Annotated in this window: 18 protein-coding genes; 14 read left to right on the top strand and 4 right to left on the bottom strand. The window is 71.5% G+C overall.

Going from position 1 to position 19,117, the window contains the following annotated elements:
* Positions 1-84 precede the first annotated feature (84 nt).
* Together mqo and cobA are read left to right on the top strand one after the other, a co-directional pair.
* Positions 85-1,581 (top strand): malate dehydrogenase (quinone), encoded by a 1,497-nt coding sequence (mqo, locus tag NR111_RS01225; RefSeq protein WP_256819506.1) that lies wholly within the window; start codon positions 85-87, stop codon positions 1,579-1,581.
* 135 nt (positions 1,582-1,716) lie between these two features.
* Positions 1,717-2,955: a uroporphyrinogen-III C-methyltransferase gene (gene cobA, locus NR111_RS01220; protein WP_256819504.1), complete on the top strand. Its 1,239-nt coding sequence runs from the start codon at positions 1,717-1,719 to the stop codon at positions 2,953-2,955.
* Between the two features lie 32 nt (positions 2,956-2,987).
* Here cobA and NR111_RS01215 read toward each other — a convergent pair whose 3' ends face one another.
* Complete coding sequence (locus NR111_RS01215) at positions 2,988-4,040, bottom strand: hypothetical protein (protein WP_256819502.1); 1,053 nt, start codon at positions 4,038-4,040, stop codon at positions 2,988-2,990.
* A complete protein-coding gene (locus NR111_RS01210) occupies positions 4,037-4,786 on the bottom strand; it encodes a YaaA family protein (RefSeq protein WP_120283463.1) in 750 nt (249 codons plus the stop codon). The genes NR111_RS01215 and NR111_RS01210 overlap by 4 nt, the downstream gene beginning before the upstream one ends.
* Before the next feature lie 81 nt (positions 4,787-4,867).
* Here NR111_RS01210 and NR111_RS01205 point away from each other — a divergent pair, with 81 nt between their 5' ends.
* Entirely contained in the window at positions 4,868-6,622 is a 1,755-nt protein-coding gene (locus NR111_RS01205; protein ID WP_067717670.1) for a proline--tRNA ligase, read from the top strand.
* 3 nt (positions 6,623-6,625) lie between these two features.
* Here NR111_RS01205 and NR111_RS01200 read toward each other — a convergent pair whose 3' ends face one another.
* On the bottom strand, positions 6,626-7,030 hold the full coding sequence (locus tag NR111_RS01200) for a DUF4439 domain-containing protein (RefSeq protein ID WP_082923979.1): 405 nt from the start codon (positions 7,028-7,030) through the stop codon (positions 6,626-6,628).
* Positions 7,027-7,497 carry a hypothetical protein gene (locus NR111_RS01195; protein ID WP_143337679.1) on the bottom strand — a complete coding sequence of 157 codons (471 nt, stop codon included), beginning with the start codon at positions 7,495-7,497 and terminating at the stop codon, positions 7,027-7,029. Before NR111_RS01195 ends, NR111_RS01200 begins: the two co-directional genes overlap by 4 nt.
* Before the next feature lie 106 nt (positions 7,498-7,603).
* Between NR111_RS01195 and rimP the strand changes: the two genes are divergently transcribed.
* The 11 genes from rimP (at position 7,604) to NR111_RS01140 (ending at position 19,079) form a co-directional block, all read left to right on the top strand.
* Positions 7,604-8,149 carry a ribosome maturation factor RimP gene (rimP, locus tag NR111_RS01190; RefSeq protein WP_067717678.1) on the top strand — a complete coding sequence of 182 codons (546 nt, stop codon included), beginning with the start codon at positions 7,604-7,606 and terminating at the stop codon, positions 8,147-8,149.
* Positions 8,146-9,132, top strand: coding sequence for a transcription termination factor NusA (gene nusA / locus NR111_RS01185; RefSeq protein ID WP_069389518.1), 987 nt, complete (start codon positions 8,146-8,148; stop codon positions 9,130-9,132). Before rimP ends, nusA begins: the two co-directional genes overlap by 4 nt.
* A 140-nt stretch (positions 9,133-9,272) precedes the next feature.
* Positions 9,273-9,671: a YlxR family protein gene (locus tag NR111_RS01180; protein ID WP_082923981.1), complete on the top strand. Its 399-nt coding sequence runs from the start codon at positions 9,273-9,275 to the stop codon at positions 9,669-9,671.
* Between the two features lie 69 nt (positions 9,672-9,740).
* A complete protein-coding gene (gene infB, locus NR111_RS01175; protein WP_096905340.1) occupies positions 9,741-12,587 on the top strand; it encodes a translation initiation factor IF-2 in 2,847 nt (948 codons plus the stop codon).
* A 112-nt stretch (positions 12,588-12,699) separates the two neighbouring features.
* Positions 12,700-13,161, top strand: coding sequence for a 30S ribosome-binding factor RbfA (gene rbfA / locus NR111_RS01170; RefSeq protein WP_067717687.1), 462 nt, complete (start codon positions 12,700-12,702; stop codon positions 13,159-13,161).
* Complete coding sequence (locus NR111_RS01165) at positions 13,158-14,138, top strand: bifunctional oligoribonuclease/PAP phosphatase NrnA (protein WP_256819488.1); 981 nt, start codon at positions 13,158-13,160, stop codon at positions 14,136-14,138. The genes rbfA and NR111_RS01165 overlap by 4 nt, the downstream gene beginning before the upstream one ends.
* Positions 14,095-15,516: an MATE family efflux transporter gene (locus NR111_RS01160; RefSeq protein WP_374210671.1), complete on the top strand. Its 1,422-nt coding sequence runs from the start codon at positions 14,095-14,097 to the stop codon at positions 15,514-15,516. The genes NR111_RS01165 and NR111_RS01160 overlap by 44 nt, the downstream gene beginning before the upstream one ends.
* On the top strand, positions 15,513-16,454 hold the full coding sequence (locus NR111_RS01155; protein ID WP_256819486.1) for a metallophosphoesterase: 942 nt from the start codon (positions 15,513-15,515) through the stop codon (positions 16,452-16,454). The genes NR111_RS01160 and NR111_RS01155 overlap by 4 nt, the downstream gene beginning before the upstream one ends.
* The gene (locus tag NR111_RS01150) at positions 16,451-17,170 is read left to right on the top strand and encodes a 4'-phosphopantetheinyl transferase (protein WP_256819485.1); all 720 of its coding nucleotides are present in this window, start codon (positions 16,451-16,453) and stop codon (positions 17,168-17,170) included. Before NR111_RS01155 ends, NR111_RS01150 begins: the two co-directional genes overlap by 4 nt.
* Positions 17,167-18,078 (top strand): tRNA pseudouridine(55) synthase TruB, encoded by a 912-nt coding sequence (gene truB, locus NR111_RS01145; RefSeq protein ID WP_256819483.1) that lies wholly within the window; start codon positions 17,167-17,169, stop codon positions 18,076-18,078. The genes NR111_RS01150 and truB overlap by 4 nt, the downstream gene beginning before the upstream one ends.
* Positions 18,075-19,079: a bifunctional riboflavin kinase/FAD synthetase gene (locus NR111_RS01140; protein WP_256819482.1), complete on the top strand. Its 1,005-nt coding sequence runs from the start codon at positions 18,075-18,077 to the stop codon at positions 19,077-19,079. The genes truB and NR111_RS01140 overlap by 4 nt, the downstream gene beginning before the upstream one ends.
* Positions 19,080-19,117 lie beyond the last annotated feature (38 nt).

Here is a 19,117-nt window from a genome sequence, read left to right as displayed (position 1 = left end):
TGACAACCCTGTGGGCGCGGGCCTGTCGGGACGACCCGCGTCGACGAGAGATTCGGGTCCACGACCAATGAGCGAGGGTAGCCGGTGACTTCAGACCAGGTGGCAAAGCACGGAACGACGGATGTGGCGCTCATCGGCGCGGGCACCATGAGCGCGACTCTGGGTGCCCTGCTGCGGCGGCTCCAACCGGACTGGGACATCCAGGTGTTCGAACGGCTCGAGGGGCCCGCACTGGAATCCTCCGACGCCTGGAACAACGCCGGCACCGGGCACTCCGCCTTGTGCGAGCTCAACTACTCGCCCAAGACCGCCGACGGCGACGTCGACATCACCAAGGCCGTCAGCGTCAACGAGAAGTTCCAGGTCTCCCGGCAGTTCTGGTCGTACGCGGTCGAGAACACCATCCTCGGCGACCCCACCGAGTGGATCCGCCCCGTCCCGCACATGAGCTTCGTGGCGGGCAAGGACGGTCAGGACTACCTCCGGAAGCGTTACGACAAGCTCGCCGGGCACCCGCTCTTCCCGGGAATGGGTCACACCACCGACTTCTCCGAGCTGGAGCGGCTCGTTCCGCTCATGGCCCGCGGTCGCTCGCCCGAGCAGCCCTTCGCCCTGAGCCACTTCTCGAACGGCACCGACGTCAACTTCGGTGCGCTCACCCGGCAGCTCATCAAGTACCTCACCCGCACGGGCACCGAGGTGCACTACCAGAACCAGGTCAAGGACCTCGAGCGCAACAGTGACGGCAGCTGGCGGCTGACCGTGACCAACCGGCACACCGGTGACGAACGCACCGTCGACGCCAAGTTCGTGTTCGTCGGCGCGGGTGGCGGTGCCCTGCACCTGCTCCAGAAGTCCGGCATCCCCGAGATCAAGGGCATCGGCGGCTTCCCAGTGGGCGGCCAGTGGCTGCGCTGCACCAACCCCGAGCTCATCGAGCAGCACCAGGCGAAGGTCTACAGCCAGGCCTCCGTGGGCGCGCCGCCCATGTCGGTGCCGCACCTGGACACCCGCGTCATCGACGGCAAGAAGGGTCTGCTGTTCGGGCCGTTCGCCGGGTGGACCCCCAAGTTCCTCAAGATGGGCAGTTTCCTCGACCTGCCGTCGAGCATCCGGGCCGGGAACCTGCTGCCCATGGCCAATATCGGCCTCACCGAGATGAGCCTGGTCAAGTACCTCATCACCGAACTCGCGAAGAACCACGGTGCCCGGGTCGACGCACTGCGCGACTTCGTGCCCTCGGCGCAGGACGGGGAGTGGGAGAAGGTCATCGCCGGCCAGCGTGTCCAGGTGATCAAGCCCAGCGGCCGGGGCGGAACCCTCGAGTTCGGCACCGCCGTGGTCAACGCAGCGGACGGGTCCATCGCGGGTCTGCTCGGAGCCTCCCCGGGCGCCTCCACCGCGGTGGATGCCATGGTCGACGTGCTCAAGCGCTGCTTCCCGAGCCGGTTCGCGGACTGGACCCCGGCCCTCGCGGAGATGATCCCCTCGCTCGGCCGGGACCTCGCCGAGGAGCCGACCCTGTTCAGCGAGCAGTTCGAGCGCTCGACCCGCACCCTGAAGCTCGACCAGAAGGCCTGACGGAACGGCGCTGATCCGCCCCCACGCACCATTCCTCATCCCCCGGTCGCCCGACGTGGTGGCCGGGGGGTGAGTCGTGTCACGGGCCGCAGGCCGGGGCCTGGGGTGGAGCCGGGGGCGGATAGGATCAGCAGCATGATCCGGCCTGTGAACCCGTACCCCGTCGGTCTGGACCTCGAAGGCCGTCGTGTCGTGGTGATCGGCGGAGGGTCCGTGGCGCAACGACGCATCCCCGTGCTGCTCGAGGCGGGTGCGGTCGTGCACCTCGTGAGCCCCGACGTCACGCCCACGCTCCAGGGCCTCGTAGACGCCGGGCGCATCTGGTGGGAGCCACGAGAGTACGAATCAGGCGATCTCGAGGGTGCGTGGTACGTGGTCGCCGCGACGAGGAACTCTCTGGTCAACGCCCGGGTCGCGGCCGAGGCCGAGCAGAACCGCACCTTCTGCGTCCGGGCTGACGCCGTGACGTCGGGTTCCGCGGTGACCCCGGCGGTGGTCCGCAGGGGCGAGATGCTCGTCGCAGTTCTCACCGGCGACCGCGCGCGTACCGCCGGGGCCCGGGACGTGGTCGCGCGGGCCCTCAGCGACGCGGGGGCGGAGGCACCCGAGGTCGACGAGGCGCTCCGCGGCACGGTCGCGTTGGTCGGAGGCGGGCCGGGGGCCGACGACCTCATGACGGTGCGTGGACGTCGACTGCTCGCCCGCGCCGATGTGGTCGTGGCCGACCGTCTCGCCCCCCAGCGCCCACTGGCCGAGCTGCGGGCGGACGTCGAGATCGTCGATGCGGCCAAGATCCCCTACGGGCGGGCCATGGCGCAGGACGCGATCAACGAGGTGCTGGTGGACCGGGCACGAGCCGGCAAGTTCGTGGTCCGCCTCAAGGGCGGGGACCCGTTCCTCTACGGGCGTGGCTACGAGGAGGCGCAGGCGTGCGCGGAGGCGGGAGTGCCCTGCACGGTCGTGCCGGGCGTCTCCAGCGCCCTCGCGGTCCCGGCCCTCGCGGGGATTCCCGTGACCAACCGCGGGATGACACACGAACTGACGGTCGTGTCCGGGCACCTCCCGCCCGGACACCCGGGCTCCCTCATCGACTGGGACGCCCTCGCTCGTATGCGCGGGACGCTGGTGGTGCTGATGGGGGTCAAGAACTCCCCGGCGATCGCCGAGTCGCTCATGGCGGGGGGCCGCTCGTCGGACACCCCGGCCGCGGTGATCGTCGACGGCAGTCTCGACGGTCAGTCGACCCATCGCTGCACCCTCGGCACCCTCACCGACACCCTGGCGACCCACGAGGTCAGGCCCCCGGCCATCGTTGTGGTCGGAGACGTGGCCGGGCTTCCGCAGGCGCTGTCCACGGACCTGCGGCACCGCTGACGCATCCCGACGCCGGGCGTGGTGCGTGCCCGTCAGGAACCGACGCGGCGCCGCTCGGACAGGAAGACGTCCGAGTAGGTGGCCGGATCCTGACCGCGTAGGTGCGAGGTGTGGTCCTGCATGACCAGCCGCGCCGAACAGACGTTGCGGATCGCCACCAACTCGACTTCCACGCCTGGGAGTTCCTCCGCCAGGCGGCGCGCGAGCGCCAGTCCCTCGCGGTACCAGTCGACCGGATCGACGCCGTCGGTCCAGACGGGCACGCCGTAGCCGTAGCCGAGAAGGCCGAGGGCGGCGCCGCTGTCGTCGACGCTGCTCCCGTAGTCCGCGAATCCGCGCCGCCAGTCGTCATTCCATCGCAGGATCCGGCTCTCCAGATCAGAGGTCAGTCCAAGGCTGCGAGGCGTGGCGAAGTCCATGAACCCGTCCCGGAGGCGGGGAGGCTGGTAGTAGGGGAGCCGTCCCGCCCACAGTCCCCACGTCACGCCGTACTCGGGCATGAGCCGGATCGTCGGCGTGCGGTCGGGGTCGGGTCCGTTGCCCGGCGCCCGCCAGCCCTCGGTGCGCACGTAGTCGCCCCGCAGAGGGTGGACGTAGTCCAGTTGATCGGCGGCCAGCTCACACACGACATACCGCTCCGCGGTGCAGAACACCGCCGTTCCGGTCAGGCTCACCTCAAGCCGGTCGGCGAGCTCGTGGCCGCGGTCGAGCCAGGCCAACTCGTCGAAGCCCTCGCGCCACACTGGTTGGTCGACGGGGCGGTCGCCGAGATGGACGAAGTTCTCTTTCCATTCGTCGATCCACGCCTCGATGTCGTCCCGCAGGTCGCCGGGGAGGTCGAGGTCGGCGGCCACGCCCTGGTCGTGGCGCCGATGTCCGGGCGGGAAAGCGGAGGGCGATCCGAAGAGGTGCGCCTCGTAGTACTGGACCGGCGACAGGCACAGACGGGGCAACGAGGCGAGCCCAGGTTCCTCCTGCAGCCGCCACGCCGCGCGGGAACCGTGCGAGGGAAGGACCCGCGGCGTGGCGGGGACGGAGTCGGCGTCGGCGTCGGCGTCGGCGTCGGGATCGGGACTCGAACTCACGGCTCCGTGACCATGGTGAGAACGGTTTCCGAGGTGCGCTCGAGGGTGTGCCCGGCCCGACGGGCCACCCGGAGGAGGGAGGCGACGTCACCCATCTCGGCCCGGGACGTGGCGAGCGTACGGGCGAGGAGACCCTTGTGATGCTTGGAGAAGTGCGAGACCACCTTGCGCGTGCCGTCGGGGTAGTCGGTGACGACGTCGACGGTGATCGCCCCCGGGACCGGCCCCAGCTGGTGGTAGCCGCCGGAGCGCAGGTCCACCACGAGGTCGTCGCCCCACCCGGCGGTGGCGGCGGTGAGGGCCGGCTTCCAGGTCGAACGCAGGGTGCCCAGTCCGGGCAACTGCGTCCCGGCGGAGAGGCGGTAGTGCGGAATGGGGTCGGTAGCACCGAGCAGGCCGAACAGGGCCGAGCCGATCCACAGCCGCGACTCCGCTCGTGACCGGGTGGCCGCGGTGAACGAGGCGGGGTCCAGGGCGTCGAAGAGGACGCCGGTGTAGCGGCTCAGCGCCGACGCGGTGGGGGAGGTCCACAGGTCGGCGTTCAGTGTCACCTCGTCGCCGAGCTTCTCACTCAGCCCGAGCGCGTCGCGAGCTGCCGCCGCCTCCCCCGAGCACAGCGAGACGAGGGAGTCGGCGACGGCGCGGCGGGTTCCTTCGAGCTCGGGGAGCGAGAGCGCGGCCAGGTCGAGCGGCTCCCCGGACCCGCCGACGGATTTGGTCTCGGAAGGGGACAGGAGGATTCGCACCCGGCTCAGGGTACCGAGGCCACCGGCAGCCCCGACGGCGGGCGGCGGGTCCGCGAGCAGGGGCGGCTAGGCTGGTGCATCGTGATCACGCGTCTGTCCCACCTTTTCCTGCGCACGCTCCGCGATGACCCGGCCGATGCCGAGGTCCTCAGCCACAAATTGCTGGTCCGCGCCGGGTACGTCCGCCGCGTCGCTCCCGGCGTGTACTCCTGGCTGCCGCTGGGTCTGCGCACCCTCCGCAGGGTCGAGCAGGTGGTGCGCGAGGAGATGAACGCCTTCGGCGCGCAGGAGATCACCCTGCCCGCACTCCTCCCGCGGGAACCGTACGAGACCACCGGACGGTGGACCGAGTACGGCCCGGCGTTGTTCCGGCTGAAGGACCGCAAGGGCAACGACATGATGCTCGGCCCCACCCACGAGGAACTCTTCACGCTCACCGTGCAGGGCGAATACTCCTCGTACAAGGACCTGCCCGTCACGCTGTACCAGATCCAGACCAAGTACCGCGACGAGGAACGACCCCGTGCCGGGATCCTGCGCGGTCGCGAGTTCGTCATGAAGGACTCGTACTCGTTCGACGTCGACGACGCCGGACTCGAACGCTCCTACCAGGCGCACCGAGAGGCGTACCGACGCATCTTCGACCGTCTCGGGATCGAGTACGTCATCTGTGCCGCCACCTCCGGCGCGATGGGTGGTTCCGCCTCCGAGGAGTTCCTCGCCGTCTCCGCCGCCGGCGAGGACACGTTCGTCCGATCCACCGACGGGCAGTACGCGGCCAACGTCGAGGCCGTTGTCACCCCCGCGCCGCCCGCCCTCCCGATCGAGGGTTCGCCGCGGGCGGTCGTGCACGAGACCCCGGACGCGCCGACCATCGACACGCTCGTCGCCTGGGCGAACTCCGCAAACCTCGGCCGGGAGGTCACCGCCGCGGACACTCTCAAGAACGTCATGTTCAAGGTGCGTCGGCCCGGTCAGGACTGGGAGCTGTTGGCGGTGGGCCTACCGGGCGACCGCGAGGTCGACATGAAGCGGGTCGAGGCCGCGCTCGAGCCGGCGGAGGTCGAGATCCTCGACGAGGCGGATTTCAAGACCAACCCATTCCTCGTGAAGGGGTACATCGGCCCGCGCGCGCTGCAGGAGAACGAGGTCCGCTACCTCGTCGACCCCCGGGTCGTCGACGGCACGGCGTGGATCACCGGAGCCGACGAGCCCGGCAAGCACGTGGTGGACCTGGTGTGCGGCCGTGACTTCACCCCGGACGGCACCATCGAGGTCGCCGAGGTGAGGGAGGGCGACCCGGCACCGGACGGGCACGGCACCCTGACCCTGGCGCGCGGGATCGAGATCGGCCACATCTTCCAGCTGGGCCGGAAGTACACCGACGCCTTCGGGTTCGACGTCCTGGGCGAGAACGGCAAGCCCGCGAGGGTGACCATGGGGTCCTACGGCATCGGGGTCTCGCGTCTCGTGGCGGTACTCGCGGAGCAGTTCGCCGACGACAAGGGCCTGGTCTGGCCCGCTGAGGCCGCGCCCGCGGACGTCCACGTGGTGATCGCCAACAAGGACGATGCCGCGATCTCGGGAGCCGCGACGCTGGTGGAGGCGTTCGACCGCGCCCGACTCGAGGTCCTCTTCGACGACCGGAAGGCCTCGCCCGGAGTGAAGTTCAAGGACGCCGAGCTGATCGGTGTGCCGTGGGTGGTCGTGGTGGGTCGCGGCTGGTCCGAGGGCACCGTCGAGCTGCGCGAGCGCGCCACCGGCGAGGTCACCCAGGTCCCGGTGGACGGTGCCGCGGAGGAGATCGTCCGGTTGATCGGCGCCGGACGCCCCTGAGCCTCAGGCCGGCGGCGGGAACCCGGGTAGCGCCTCGAACGGCGCTCCCGGGACCAGGGTTCTCCAGCGTGCGAGTTGCACCGCCGCCGCGGTGAGGGCGTCGACGCAGAAACGGCGGGTCTCCGGCGTCCGGGCGAGGCCGAGTTCGACGCGCCAGGCCTCGCAACAGTCCGATTCGATCCGGATCGCCAGAAGGACGGGAGCGCCGGGGGCGTCCGGATCGGGGACGTATCCGACCGGCGCGGGGGGCGATGCCGGCCACAACACCTCAGCCGCGTCCCGACGGGCTCGATGAGCAGCGAGCTCACGCCTGACCGCGGCTCGGATGGAGCCGTCCGCCCGGGACAGGACGAGACCGTACCCGTAGACCGCCGCGTCCTCGGCGGCCAATCCGACCGGAGCGCTCACGCGAGTTCCACCTCGACCGCCGCCGTGCACGCCGCCGAGACCGCGCCGGCGATCTCCGCGCGGGCCCCCTCGGTCGCCGCGGCCGCACCGGCGGCGTCGGCCGCGTCGGCGCGGAGTCGCGAGCGCACCTCCTCGGCGGGCGGGCAGACCGGCGCCGGTGTCGGCACTGGGGTCGGCTGCTGCTCGTCGTCCTGCGGGCGGTCCACGAGCCCGGCGAGCCGTTCCGCGTGAACTCTCCGGGTGTCGGCGAGCCGACGCAGGGCACCCACCCGATCGCCGTGGGAGGCGTCCGCGGCCGCGAGTTCCCGTGCGTCGCGCTCGGCGGCCTCGAGCAGGCCGAGCAAGGGATCGGGGCGGTCGGTGACCGTGGGCAGGGCACAGCCGCCGGCGACTGCGAGCCCGGCGACTCCGGCGGCCGCGACGGCGAACTGACGGCGCGAGAGGGCGACGGGGGCGGAATGGGGCACTCCGACATCCTGCCAGGGGTCGGAGAAGGGGGCGGCGAGGCGGTACAGTGATGCGGCCCGTCCGCGTCCCGGAACGGAATCCGCCAGCCCGCACTCCAGGAGCACAGTGATCGTCCCCGAGCCCGACCGGGCCCATATACGCAAGGCGGTCTCGGACCGCAGCCTCGACCTCGAGGACCTCCGGGAGGACACCCGTTCGTCCACGTGGCACGTGACGGTCGTCGTGGACGGGGACTCCGGCGTCTCCCTCGACGATCTCGCCGAACTCTCCGTCGATCTCGACCCCCTCGCCGAGCAGTGGGGGGGATCGGGCCAGCCGGTCACGCTGGAGGTCACCAGCAGGGGCGTCGACGCGCCGCTGGAGCACCCCCGTCACTGGGCCCGTGCCCGCGGACGCCAGGTCGACCTGCTCTACGTCGACGGCGCCGACGGGCCGACCCGGGGGCGGGTCGGAGACCTCGACGAGGACTCGGGGACCGTCCGCATCGTGTCCAGGGCGGGCCGGGGGACCAGAGTGGACTCGGTAGCGTTGGATCGGGTGGCCCGCGCCGTGATCCGGGTCGAGTTCCGGCCAGCGCCACAGGAGGAGCTGGACCTGTTGTCCGAGCCGGAGAACCCCGGGCACGGCGTGCGAGAAGGAGAAAACAGTTGAACATCGACATGGCAGCGCTGAACATGCTGTCCCGAGAGCGCGAGATCCCGCTGGACGACCTCGTGCACACTCTCGAAAACGCGCTGCTCACCGCCTACAAGCGGACCGAGGGCTCGCATAGGGTGGCCCGGATCGCGCTGGACCGCAAGGCCGGCACGGTCGCCGTCATGGCCGCCGAGGTGGACGAGGACGGCAACCGCATCGGGGAGTTCGACGCCACCCCCTCCGACTTCGGGCGGGTGGCCGCGGCCACGGCACGGCAGATCATCCTGCAGCGTCTGCGCGAAGCCGAGACCGACCGCATCTACGGTGATCTCGTCGCGCGCGAGGGCGAGGTGGTCAGTGGGGTCATCCAGTCCGACTCCCGCGCCAACGCCCGTGGGATCGTGGTCGTCCACATCGGACCCGAGAACGGGGGCACCGAGGGGACCATCGCCCCGGCCGAGCAGGTACCGGGTGAGACCTACACGCACGGGGAGCGCATCAAGTGCCACGTCGTCGGGGTGCACAAGGGGCCCCACGGCGCCTCCGTCTCGCTCTCCCGCACCCACCCGGACCTGGTCCGGGGACTGTTCGCGCTCGAGGTCCCGGAGATCGACGACGGCTCGGTGCGGATCGCGGCGATCGCGCGTGAGGCGGGCCACCGGACGAAGATCGCGGTGGAATCCACCATCTCGGGACTCAACGCGAAGGGCGCCTGCATCGGACCGAACGGGGCCCGTGTGCGCGCGGTCATGGCGGAGCTCAACGACGAGAAGATCGACATCGTCGACTACGACGACGACCCGACGGTGTTCGTCGGCAACGCCCTGTCCCCGGCGAAGGTGATCTCCGTCACCGTCGCCGATGCCACCACCAGGGCGGCCCGCGTCGTCGTCCCCGACTACCAGCTGTCCCTGGCGATCGGCAAGGAAGGCCAGAACGCACGTCTGGCACACCGCCTGACCCAGTGGCGGATCGACATCCACAGCGACGCGGAGTGACGCGCTGCGCCGCCCGGCGCCACGCGGTCGGGCGCGCCGTTAGTGTCGACACGGCATTGTCTGTAGACTGATCAGTTGTCACAGTGACTTCACGTCCACCCGTCCACTCGGGCCGGGCGGCGAGAGACCGAGGTGGCCGGATGCAGGGACGCAAGGACCAGCGGTTCGGTACCGCCGAGGCCGCGGGTCCGGTCAGGACCTGCGTCGGTTGCCGGGGTCGGGACACCGATTCCCGACTCCTCCGGATCGTTCACGATCCGGAGACGGCCGCTCTCTCGCCCGATCCGCGCCGACGGGCGGTCGGACGAGGAGCCTGGGTGCATCGCGAACCGCAGTGCATCACGACAGCGCTCGACCGCAAGGCCTTCACCAGGGCCCTGCGGATCGCCGGGAACGTGTCCCAGGACGCGCTCACGGAGGTACTCGAGGCACTACGCCTCGGGCACGACATCACCCGCCGACCGCTCGGTTCGGCAGGGGGAGCACAAGAGAAGGAACGGACCAGACACGATGAGCACACCGTGAAGCTCCAGCGATGAACGTCCATCGAATGTAGACCGAGGTCGCGCGGCCAGCCCTGCCGTGGAGACCTCGCAGTGAGGAGAGCAGTGGCAGGCAAGCCCCGGGTACACGAGCTGGCAAAAGAGTTCGGTATCACCAGTAAAGAACTTCTGACGAAACTCCGCGATCAGGGAGAGTTCGTCAAGTCCGCGTCCTCGACGTTGGAGGCCCCGGTCGTCCGGCGCCTGCGTGAGGCACATGCACCGGCAGGCGGCGACTCCGCCCCCGCCCCGTCTAAATCCGCAGGAGGCGCTGCGCCCAAGCCGGGTGCACCCTCGAAGCCGGCACCGGGCCCCCGTCCGGGCGCGGATCCGCGCTCGGCGGCTCCCAAGCCCGCGGCCGGCCCCACCCCGGGCGCCAAGCCCGCGGCCCCCGCGCCGGCTCCCAAGCCGGAAGCCGGTCCGACTCCGGGCGCCAAGCCCGCGGCCCCCACGCCGGCTCCCAAGCCGGAAGCCGGTCCGACTCCGGGCGCCAAGCCCGGTTCCCAGCGTCCGACCCCGGGGGCGACCCCCGGCGCGGCCGCCGCAGCCTCCCGTCCGGCTCCCGGGCCGCGCGCGGCGGGGCCGAAGCCCGGTCCCAAGGCGCCTCGCGTCGGGAACAACCCGTACTCCAGCGGCACCACGCCCGCGCCGCGTCCGCAGGGCGGTCCCCGCCCGGCACCCGGCCAGGGTGGTCCCCGTCCCGGAGGCGCCCGTCCGGGCGCACCCGGTCAGGGTGGGCCCCGTCCCCCGCAGCGGTCGGGCGCACCGGGCCAGGGCGGTCCCCGTCCCAACCCCGGCAACATGCCGGCGCGTCCCAGCCCCGGTCAGATGCCGGGACAGGTCGCACGTCCCGCCGCGGGTCGCGGCCGGCCGGGTGGTCCCGGTGGCCGTCCGGGTGGCGGCGGTTTCCGTCCCGGTGGCGGCGGCGGTGCCCCCGCAGCCGGTGGCGGCGGTTTCCGGGGTCGTCCCGGTGGCGGCAACCGTGGCCGCGGTGGTGCCGCGGGTGCGTTCGGTCGTCCCGGTGGCGCCCCGCGTCGTGGTCGCAAGTCGAAGCGGCAGAAGCGTCAGGAATACGACTCGATGCGGGCCCCGGAGGTCGGCGGCGTCCGGCTTCCCGACGGTCGCGGGCAGGTCCTGCGACTGGCACAGGGTGCTTCGCTGAGCGATTTCGCGGACAAGATCGACGTCAACCCCGCGCAGCTGGTCCAGGCCCTGTTCAACCTGGGTGAGATGGTCACGGCCACGCAGTCGGTCACCCCGGAGACGCTGCAGTTGCTCGGTGAGGAGATGGGCTTCAAGGTCCAGATCGTCAGCCCCGAGGACGAGGATCGCGAGCTGCTCGATTCGTTCGACCTCTCCTTCGGTGAGGACGAGGGTGACGAGAGCGATCTCGAGATCCGTCCCGCGGTCGTCACGGTCATGGGTCACGTCGACCACGGCAAGACCCGACTGCTCGACAGCATCCGGTCGGCGAAGGTCGGCGAGGGTGAGGCCGGTGGCATCACCCAGCACATCGGCGCCTACCAGGTGACGGTGCCGGTCGACGACGTGGATCGCACGATCACCTTCATCGATACGCCGGGTCACGAGGCGTTCACCGCCATGCGTGCCCGCGGTGCGAAGTCGACGGACATCGCGATCATCGTGGTCGCGGCGGACGACGGCGTGATGCCGCAGACGGTCGAGGCGATCAACCACGCGCAGGCGGCAGAGGTGCCGGTCGTGGTCGCGGTCAACAAGATCGACAAGGAGGGCGCTCAGCCCGACAAGATCCGCGGCCAGATGACCGAGTACGGCCTGGTGCCGGAGGAGTACGGCGGCGACACGATGTTCGTCGACATCTCCGCCAAGCAGGGTCTCAACATCGAGTCGCTGCTCGAGGCGGTCGTCCTGACCGCCGACGCGTCTCTCGACCTGCGGGCGAACCCGGACATGGACGCGCAGGGTGTCGCCATCGAGGCGCACCTGGACCGCGGTCGCGGTCCCGTCGCCACGGTGCTCATCCAGCGCGGCACGCTGCGGGTCGGCGACTCGATCGTCGCCGGCGACGCCTACGGCCGCGTCCGGCGCATGGTCGACGAGCACGGCGAGGACGTCACCGAGGCGACCCCGTCGCGTCCGGTCCAGGTCATCGGCCTGACCAGCGTCTGTGGCGCCGGTGACACCCTGATGGTGGTCGAGGAGGATCGGACCGCACGGCAGATCGCCGACCGTCGTAACGCGCGCAAGCGCAACGCGATGGCCGCCCGTAGCCGTCGTCGGATCAGCCTCGAGGACCTGGATTCGCATCTCAAGGAGACGAGCCAGCTCAACCTCATCATCAAGGGCGACAACTCCGGTACGGTCGAGGCCCTCGAGGAGGCCCTCCTGGGGATCGAGATCGACGACGAGGTGCAGCTGCGCGTCATCGACCGCGGTGTCGGTGCCGTCACCGAGACCAACGTCAACCTGGCGGCCGCGTCCGACGCGGTGATCATCGGGTTCAACGTCCGGGCGGAGGGCAAGGCCACCGAGCTGGCCAACCGCGAGGGCGTGGACATCCGGTACTACTCGATCATCTACCAGGCGATCGACGAGATCGAGAGCGCGCTCAAGGGCATGCTCAAGCCGATCTACGAGGAGAAGAAGCTCGGCCAGGCGGAGATCCGCAACATGTTCCGCTCCTCCAAGGTGGGCAACATCGCGGGTTGCATGGTGCTCGACGGCATCATGCGTCGCAACGCTAAGGCCCGGCTCATCCGGGACGGCAAGGTCGTGGCGGAGGAGATGACCATCTCCTCGCTGCGTCGCGAGAAGGACGACGCGACCGAGGTCCGCGAGGGCTTCGAGTGTGGTCTGACGGTGACGTACTCCGACATCAAGATCGGTGACATCATCGAGACCTACGAGCTCGTCGAGAAGCCGCGCGACTGACGTCGCAGGGCACTGTCGTGGGGGCGGGATCCGTTGGAAACGGACCTGCCCCCGCGGCATGCTCGTCAACCCGTGGTCGCCGTGCGACCGCATCACGCCAAGGAGGATCCCCATGACCGGTAAGGGACGCGCGGGACGGCTCGGAAAGCGGATCGGCGAGATCGTCGCGACGGCCATCGAGCACGAGATCAAGGACCCCCGGCTGGAGTTCATCACGATCACCGATTCGCGGATCACCGCGGATCTGCGGGTGGCGACGCTGTACTACACGGTTCGTGGCGTGACCCTCGACGAGGAGCCGGACCACGAGGCCGCGGAGGCTGCGTTGACCGCCGCGCGGGGCCGCCTGCGCACGATGGTCGGCAAACAGACCGGGGTGAAGTTCACCCCGGAGTTGACCTTCGTGCTGGACTCCGTGCCGGACGCGGCGCGCCAGATGGAAGAACTGCTCGCCAAGGCCCGGGCGCAGGACGAACAGGTCCGGCGCGTGGCCGAGGGGGCCCGTCCGGCGGGCGACGAGGACCCGTACCGCAAGCCGGAGGAGGCGGACCGGCCGGAGGACGACGATCGGTGACCGAACCGGTGGACGCCGCCGGCGCGGCGGACGTGTTGGCCCGTCACCACGAGGTGACCGTGCTGTGCCACGTCCGCCCAGACGCGGATGCGCTCGGTAGCTCCTCCGGTCTCGCCCGGGCGTTGCGTGCGCGGGGCGTGACCGTCCACCACTCGTTCGATCCCGGCGTCGTCCCGGGGGCGATGGGGGCCATCCCGGGGACCGACCGGGTGGTGCCCCTCGCGCAGGTCCCCGCCCATCGGGGTCTCGTCGTGACGTTGGACTGTGCGAGCCCGGACCGGGTGGGCCGGTGGGGCCGGCTCGCCGACGCGGCAGCGGAGGTCCTCGTCGTCGACCATCACCGGTCCAATCCGGGCTTCGGTTCCCACATGCTGCTCGACCCGGACGCCGCGTCGACGGCGTCGCTCGTCCTGGACGTCCTCGACGCGGGCGGGTTCCCCGTGGACGCCGTGACGGCCACGAGCCTCTACGCCGGGCTCGTCACCGACACCGGGTCCTTCCGTTGGGGCGGCGCGGACTCGCACGAGACCGCCCGACGACTGCTGGCCGCGGGCGCGGAGACCACCGAACTCACCCACGCCCTGCTCGACGCGCACTCGTTCGCCTGGCTTCGGGTGCTGGGCGGGCTGTTGAGGACGGTGCGTCTGGAAGCCGACGCGGTGGGCGGGCGCGGATCGGTGTGGCTGGCCGTCCCGCACGAGGTGATCTCGGTAGCGGACGAGGACGACGTGGAATCCCTCGTCTCGCATCTCCGCGGCGTCCGGGAGGCCCGGGTGGCGGTGCTGTTGAAGGAGTATCTCCCCGGCGAGTGGGCCGTCTCCCTCCGCTCGCGATCCGGTGGCCCGGGCGCGGACGCCGCGGACGTCTCGGCCATCGCGGCCGCGCTCGGGGGCGGCGGCCATCCGTCGGCCGCCGGCTGCACGATGCGCGGTGATGTGGAGACCATCAGCACGAGGCTCCGTGAACTCCTCGGCTGACGTGACGCACACCGGGCCCGATCCGGCCGTCGGGTTGGGAGCGATCGGACGCCGACTCTGGTCGATCGCCTTGCCGGTCCTGCCCGTACTGTCCGCCGAGCCCGTCTATCTCCTGGTCGACGGGATCATCGTCGGTCGCCAGGGACCGGAGGACCTGGCCGCGCTCGGCGTGGGAGCCCTCGTCCTGCTGGTACTGGGCACCCAGATGAACTTCCTGTCCTACGGGACCACCGCCCGATCGGCCCGGTTGCACGGGGCGGGCCGCCGCGGCGACGCCGTGGCCGAGGGGGTGCAGGCGACGTGGATCGCCGTCGCCGTCGGCGCGCTGGTGGTGGCCGTCGTACTGGCGTTGCGGGGGCCGATCACCCGGGTACTCGCCGCGGACGCGGACGTGGCCGCCGGCGCGGCCGAATGGCTCGGGGTGGCCGTGTGGGGCATCCCGTGCATCCTCGTGGCGTCAGCCGGCCACGGGTGGATGAGGGGCGTCCAGCGCCTGCGCACCCCGCTCGTGCTCGTCGGCGTGGGCATCGGCGTGTCGACCGCCGGGTGCGTGGTGTTGGTCCCCGGTCTGGGGCCGGCCCCGGCGCTGGGGTTGGTCGGGAGTGCGTGGGCGAACCTCGCGGGTCAACTGCTCATGGCCGCCGGTTTCCTCGTGGCGCTCGTCCTCGAGCGTCCGGGGTCGCTGCGGCCCCGGCGCGCTGTGATCGTCAGCCAGCTCCGCATGGGCGTGGACCTGATCATCCGCACCGCGTCGTTCCAGATCACCTTCGCCGTCGCCACCACCGCGGCAGCCGCCGCCGGGGTCGACTCGCTCGCGGCGCACCACCTCGCACAGCAATTGTGGGCGCTGTACTCGCTCGTGTTGGACTCGGTCGCGATCGCGGCCCAGTCGCTCGTCGGCGCCGCGCTCGGCGCGGGACTCGCCGCCCACGGCAGGGCGCTGGCACGTGCCGTGGTGGTGTGGTCACTGGGTCTGGGTGCTGCCCTCGCCCTGCTGACGGCCGTGTTCAGAGCACCCCTGGCATCGCTGCTGTCCGGGGATCCCGGGGTGGCTGATCGCCTGGTCGTCGCCCTGATCGGGATGGCGGTGGTGGTGATCCCGGCCGCGGTGGTGTTCGGACTCGACGGCGTGCTGCTGGGCGCCGGTGACGCGGCGTACCTGCGCACCAGCACCGTGGTCGCGGCGCTGCTGGGCTTCCTGCCCGTGCTGCTCGTCACCCGCCACCTCGGGTGGGGGCTGCCGGGGATCTGGGTCGGGATGGGGGTGTTCGTCGGTCTCCGACTGATCGCCGTGGTGGCCCGGGTGCGCGGCGACCGGTGGATGGTGCTGGGAGCCCAGACGCCCGGCACACGGGCCCTGCAGGAGGTGGACGGATGACCGCCGGCGCGACGGGCGTGCAACCGACCCTGCGCGCGGTGTCCGACCTGCACGTGGGACACCGGGGCAACGCTGACGTCGTGGACGAGATCCACCCCGCGCACCCGGGGGACTGGCTCATCGTGGCCGGTGACGTGGCCGAGAAGGTCGACCACGTCGTGGACGCGCTCGAGCGACTGGCGGCGCGTTTCGAACGGGTGATCTGGGCGCCCGGCAACCACGAGTTGTGGATCGGCCGCGACGACGAGGGGATCACGTCCACCACCAAGTACGACCGGCTGGTGGAGGCGTGCCGGGCCATCGGGGTCGACACCCCGGAGGACGACTACCCCCTGTGGACCGGACCGGGCGGGCCCGCGTGGGTGGTGCCGATGTTCCTGTTCTACGACTACAGCTGGACGCGGGTGGCGGGGCAGCCGCGGGCGGACGCCCTGGCCGGTGCGCGGGAGCGTCGCGTCGTGGCCTCGGACGAGTTCCTCATCGACCCCGCCCCCTACGGTGACGCGGTCGCCTGGTGTCGGGAGCGTCTCGTGGGTACGACGACGCGGCTGGCTCGCCTCGATCCCGCGCACCCGACGGTGCTCGTCAACCACTGGCCGCTGCTCCGGGACCCCACCCGGGTCCTGCGGCACCCGGACTTCGCGCTGTGGTGCGGGACAGATCAGACAGCCGACTGGCACCGCCGGTACCGCGCCACCGCGTGCGTCTACGGTCACCTGCACATCCCGCGGACCACGGTCCACGACGGCGTGCGCTTCGAGGAGGTCTCCCTGGGATACCCGAGGGAGTGGAACGGGCGTGGGCGGCCCGACCCGCTCACCCGTCAGATCCTCCCGGCGCCGGACGGTCCTCAGGTGCGGTGGGTCCGCGGCGACGGTGGGATGCCGAGGATCGCCCGGCCCGCCGACACCGGTCCCTACCTGGAGGACGAGCGGTGATCGACGACCTGTTCCCGACCGACGTGGTGGGGGTGACCGACGCCGAGTTGGGCCTGGACGACGCGGCGCTGTTGGCGTCGCTGTACCCGGTGGAGGTCGAGCAGATCGGGGCCGCAGTCGAGCGGCGCCGGATCGACTTCGCGGGCGCGCGTGCGTGTGCCCGGGAGGCCATGTCGAGGCTCGGCGTCCCCGCCGGCCCCGTCCTGCGCGGGGGTCGGGGCATGCCGGTGTGGCCGCCGGGCCTGGTGGGCACGCTCACGCACACCGAGGGGCTGCGGGCCGCCGCGTTGGCGCCGACCGCCCGGGTCCGGTCGCTCGGGCTGGACGTGGAACGCCACGCACCGCTGACCGCGGGCGTGCTCGAGGCTGTCTCCCTGCCCGAGGAGGCGGCGTGGGTGCGTGCGGCACGCGCCGAGGTCGCGGACGTCGCCTGGGATGCGCTGCTGTTCACGGCGAAGGAGGCCACCTACAAGGCGTGGTTCCCGCTCACCCACCGGTGGTTGGGGTTCGGTGACGCACACATCACCCTGGTCCCGGACGGCGACGACGACGAGGTGGTCACCGGCACGCTGCGATCGCGGATCCTCATCGACGGCCATGCCGTGGACGGGGGGCCCGATCTGGTCGAGTTCCGGGGCCGCTGGGCCGTCCGGGACGGGTACGTGGCCTCGGCGATCGTGCTGCGACCCGCCGGGGTCGCTAGCGTGGGCCCGTGACGCCGCGCAGACCCGACCCCCGCCCCGCTCCCGACCCCGGCCTGGTGGTCGTCGACAAGCCGGGGGGAATGAGCAGCCACGACGTCGTCGGACGGCTCCGACGCTACTTCGGTACCCGCAAGGTCGGCCACGCCGGAACGCTCGACCCGATGGCCACCGGGGTGCTCGTGGTGGGCATCGAACGCGCCACCAAGATGCTCGGACTGTTGGCACTGGAGACCAAGTCCTACGAGGCCACCATCCGTCTCGGCCAGACCACGACCACCGACGACGCCGAGGGGGAGACCACCTCGACCACCGACGCCTCCGCCGTGACCGACGAGGCGATCGACGCGGCCGTCGCGGCGCTGACCGGGGAGATCGACCAGGTCCCGTCCGCGGTGAGCGCGATCAAGGTGGACGGGAGGCGGGCCTACGACCGGGTGCGGGCGGGGGAGGAGGTCGAGCTCCGGTCACGGCGGGTCACCGTCGCCCGGTTCGACGTGCTCGAGCGGGCCCGCTCCGGTGCGGTGATCAACCTCGTCGTCGTCGTCGACTGTTCCACCGGAACCTACATCCGCGCGCTCGCCCGGGACCTCGGCTCCGCCCTCGGGGTCGGCGGTCACCTCACGGCGCTGCGCCGCACCCACGTCGGGCCGTTCGGTCTCGACGTGGCACGGACCCTCGACCAGCTGGAGACCGATCCGACACTGTCGCTGGACCTCGACTCCGCCGCGCTGACCGCGTTCCCCCGACGCGACATCGACGCCGACGAGGCGGAGGGACTGCGCCACGGCCGATGGCTCGAGGCCCGCGGTGACGCCGGGGTCGTCGCCGCCGTCGGCCCGGACGGCCGGGTCGCGGCGCTGGTCTCGGAATCGGGGCGGCGTGCAGCTCCGGTCGTGGTCATGCGCCCGGCGGGCCTGTGAACGCCGCGCGTAAGGTGGTCGCCGTGCAATTGTGGCGGACGTTCGACGAGATCGTGATCCCCGACGGCGGGACCTCCGTCGCCCTCGGCGTGTTCGACGGGCTCCACCGGGGTCATCGGAGCCTGGTGGACCGCGCCGTCGGCCACGGCCGGGACCTGGGCGCGAGTCCCGTCCTCGTGACGTTCGACCCCCACCCCGTCGAGGTCGTCAGGCCGGGGACCCACCCGTCGGTCCTCACCCCCCTCGAGCGGCGTGCCGAGCTCGCGGGCGGGTTCGGGATCGACGCCGTGTTCGCGTTGCCGTTCGACCGCGAGATGGCGTCGTGGGAGCCCGACGAGTTCGTGGACCGTGTCCTCGTCCGCGGCCTGCGGGCCCGCGCGGTCACCGTGGGGCGGAACTTCACGTTCGGTCGACGCGCGGCCGGTACCCCGGAGACCCTGCGCGAGCTGTGCGCCGACCGCGGCATCGTCTGCGAGATCGTCGACCTGCTCGAGGCCGGGGGAGAGACCGTCTCCTCCAGCCGTGTCCGCCGGTTGCTGTCCGAGGCCGACGTGGCCGGCGCCGCCGAGGTCCTCGGCCGACCGCACCGGGTCTCGGGCGTCGTGGTCCACGGTGCCGGGCGCGGGGGGCGGGACCTGGGTTACCCGACCGCCAACCTCGACCTTCCCGAGTACACCGCCGTGCCCGTCGACGGCGTGTACGCCGGGTGGTTCACCGTGCTCGACGACGGCCCCGTCGACGGCACGATCGTCCCGGGACGGCGCTACCCGTCCGCGATCTCCGTCGGCACCAACCCGACGTTCGGGGACTCCGCCCGCAGCGTCGAGGCGTTCGTCCTGGACGAGTCGGCCGACCTGTACGGACGACTGGCGGCGGTCGACTTCGTCGACCACGTCCGCGACATGGTGAAGTTCGCCTCGGTCGACGAGCTGCTCGTGGCCATGGACCGCGACGTCACCACGACCCGGACCGTGCTCGGGGCGGACGCCGACCGGCCGTGACCTCGGATTGGGCCGACACGTCCCTGGACTGGTAACGT

Origin of the sequence: Dietzia sp. Die43, assembly GCF_024519835.1 — a bacterium.
Classification (GTDB): domain Bacteria; phylum Actinomycetota; class Actinomycetes; order Mycobacteriales; family Mycobacteriaceae; genus Dietzia; species Dietzia kunjamensis.
The sequence above is the reverse complement of the archived record's forward strand: the minus strand, read 5'-3'. Positions and strand labels throughout refer to the sequence as shown.

Bases quoted from the DNA above. Each gene is read 5' to 3' on its own strand.
- cobA (WP_256819504.1), top strand. From the start codon at position 1,717: ATGATCCGGCCTGTGAACCCGTACCCCGTCGGTCTGGACCTCGAAGGC.
- NR111_RS01180 (WP_082923981.1), top strand. From the start codon at position 9,273: ATGCAGGGACGCAAGGACCAGCGGTTCGGTACCGCCGAGGCCGCGGGT.
- rbfA (WP_067717687.1), top strand. From the start codon at position 12,700: ATGACCGGTAAGGGACGCGCGGGACGGCTCGGAAAGCGGATCGGCGAG.
- NR111_RS01160 (WP_374210671.1), top strand. From the start codon at position 14,095: ATGTGGAGACCATCAGCACGAGGCTCCGTGAACTCCTCGGCTGACGTG.
- NR111_RS01155 (WP_256819486.1), top strand. From the start codon at position 15,513: ATGACCGCCGGCGCGACGGGCGTGCAACCGACCCTGCGCGCGGTGTCC.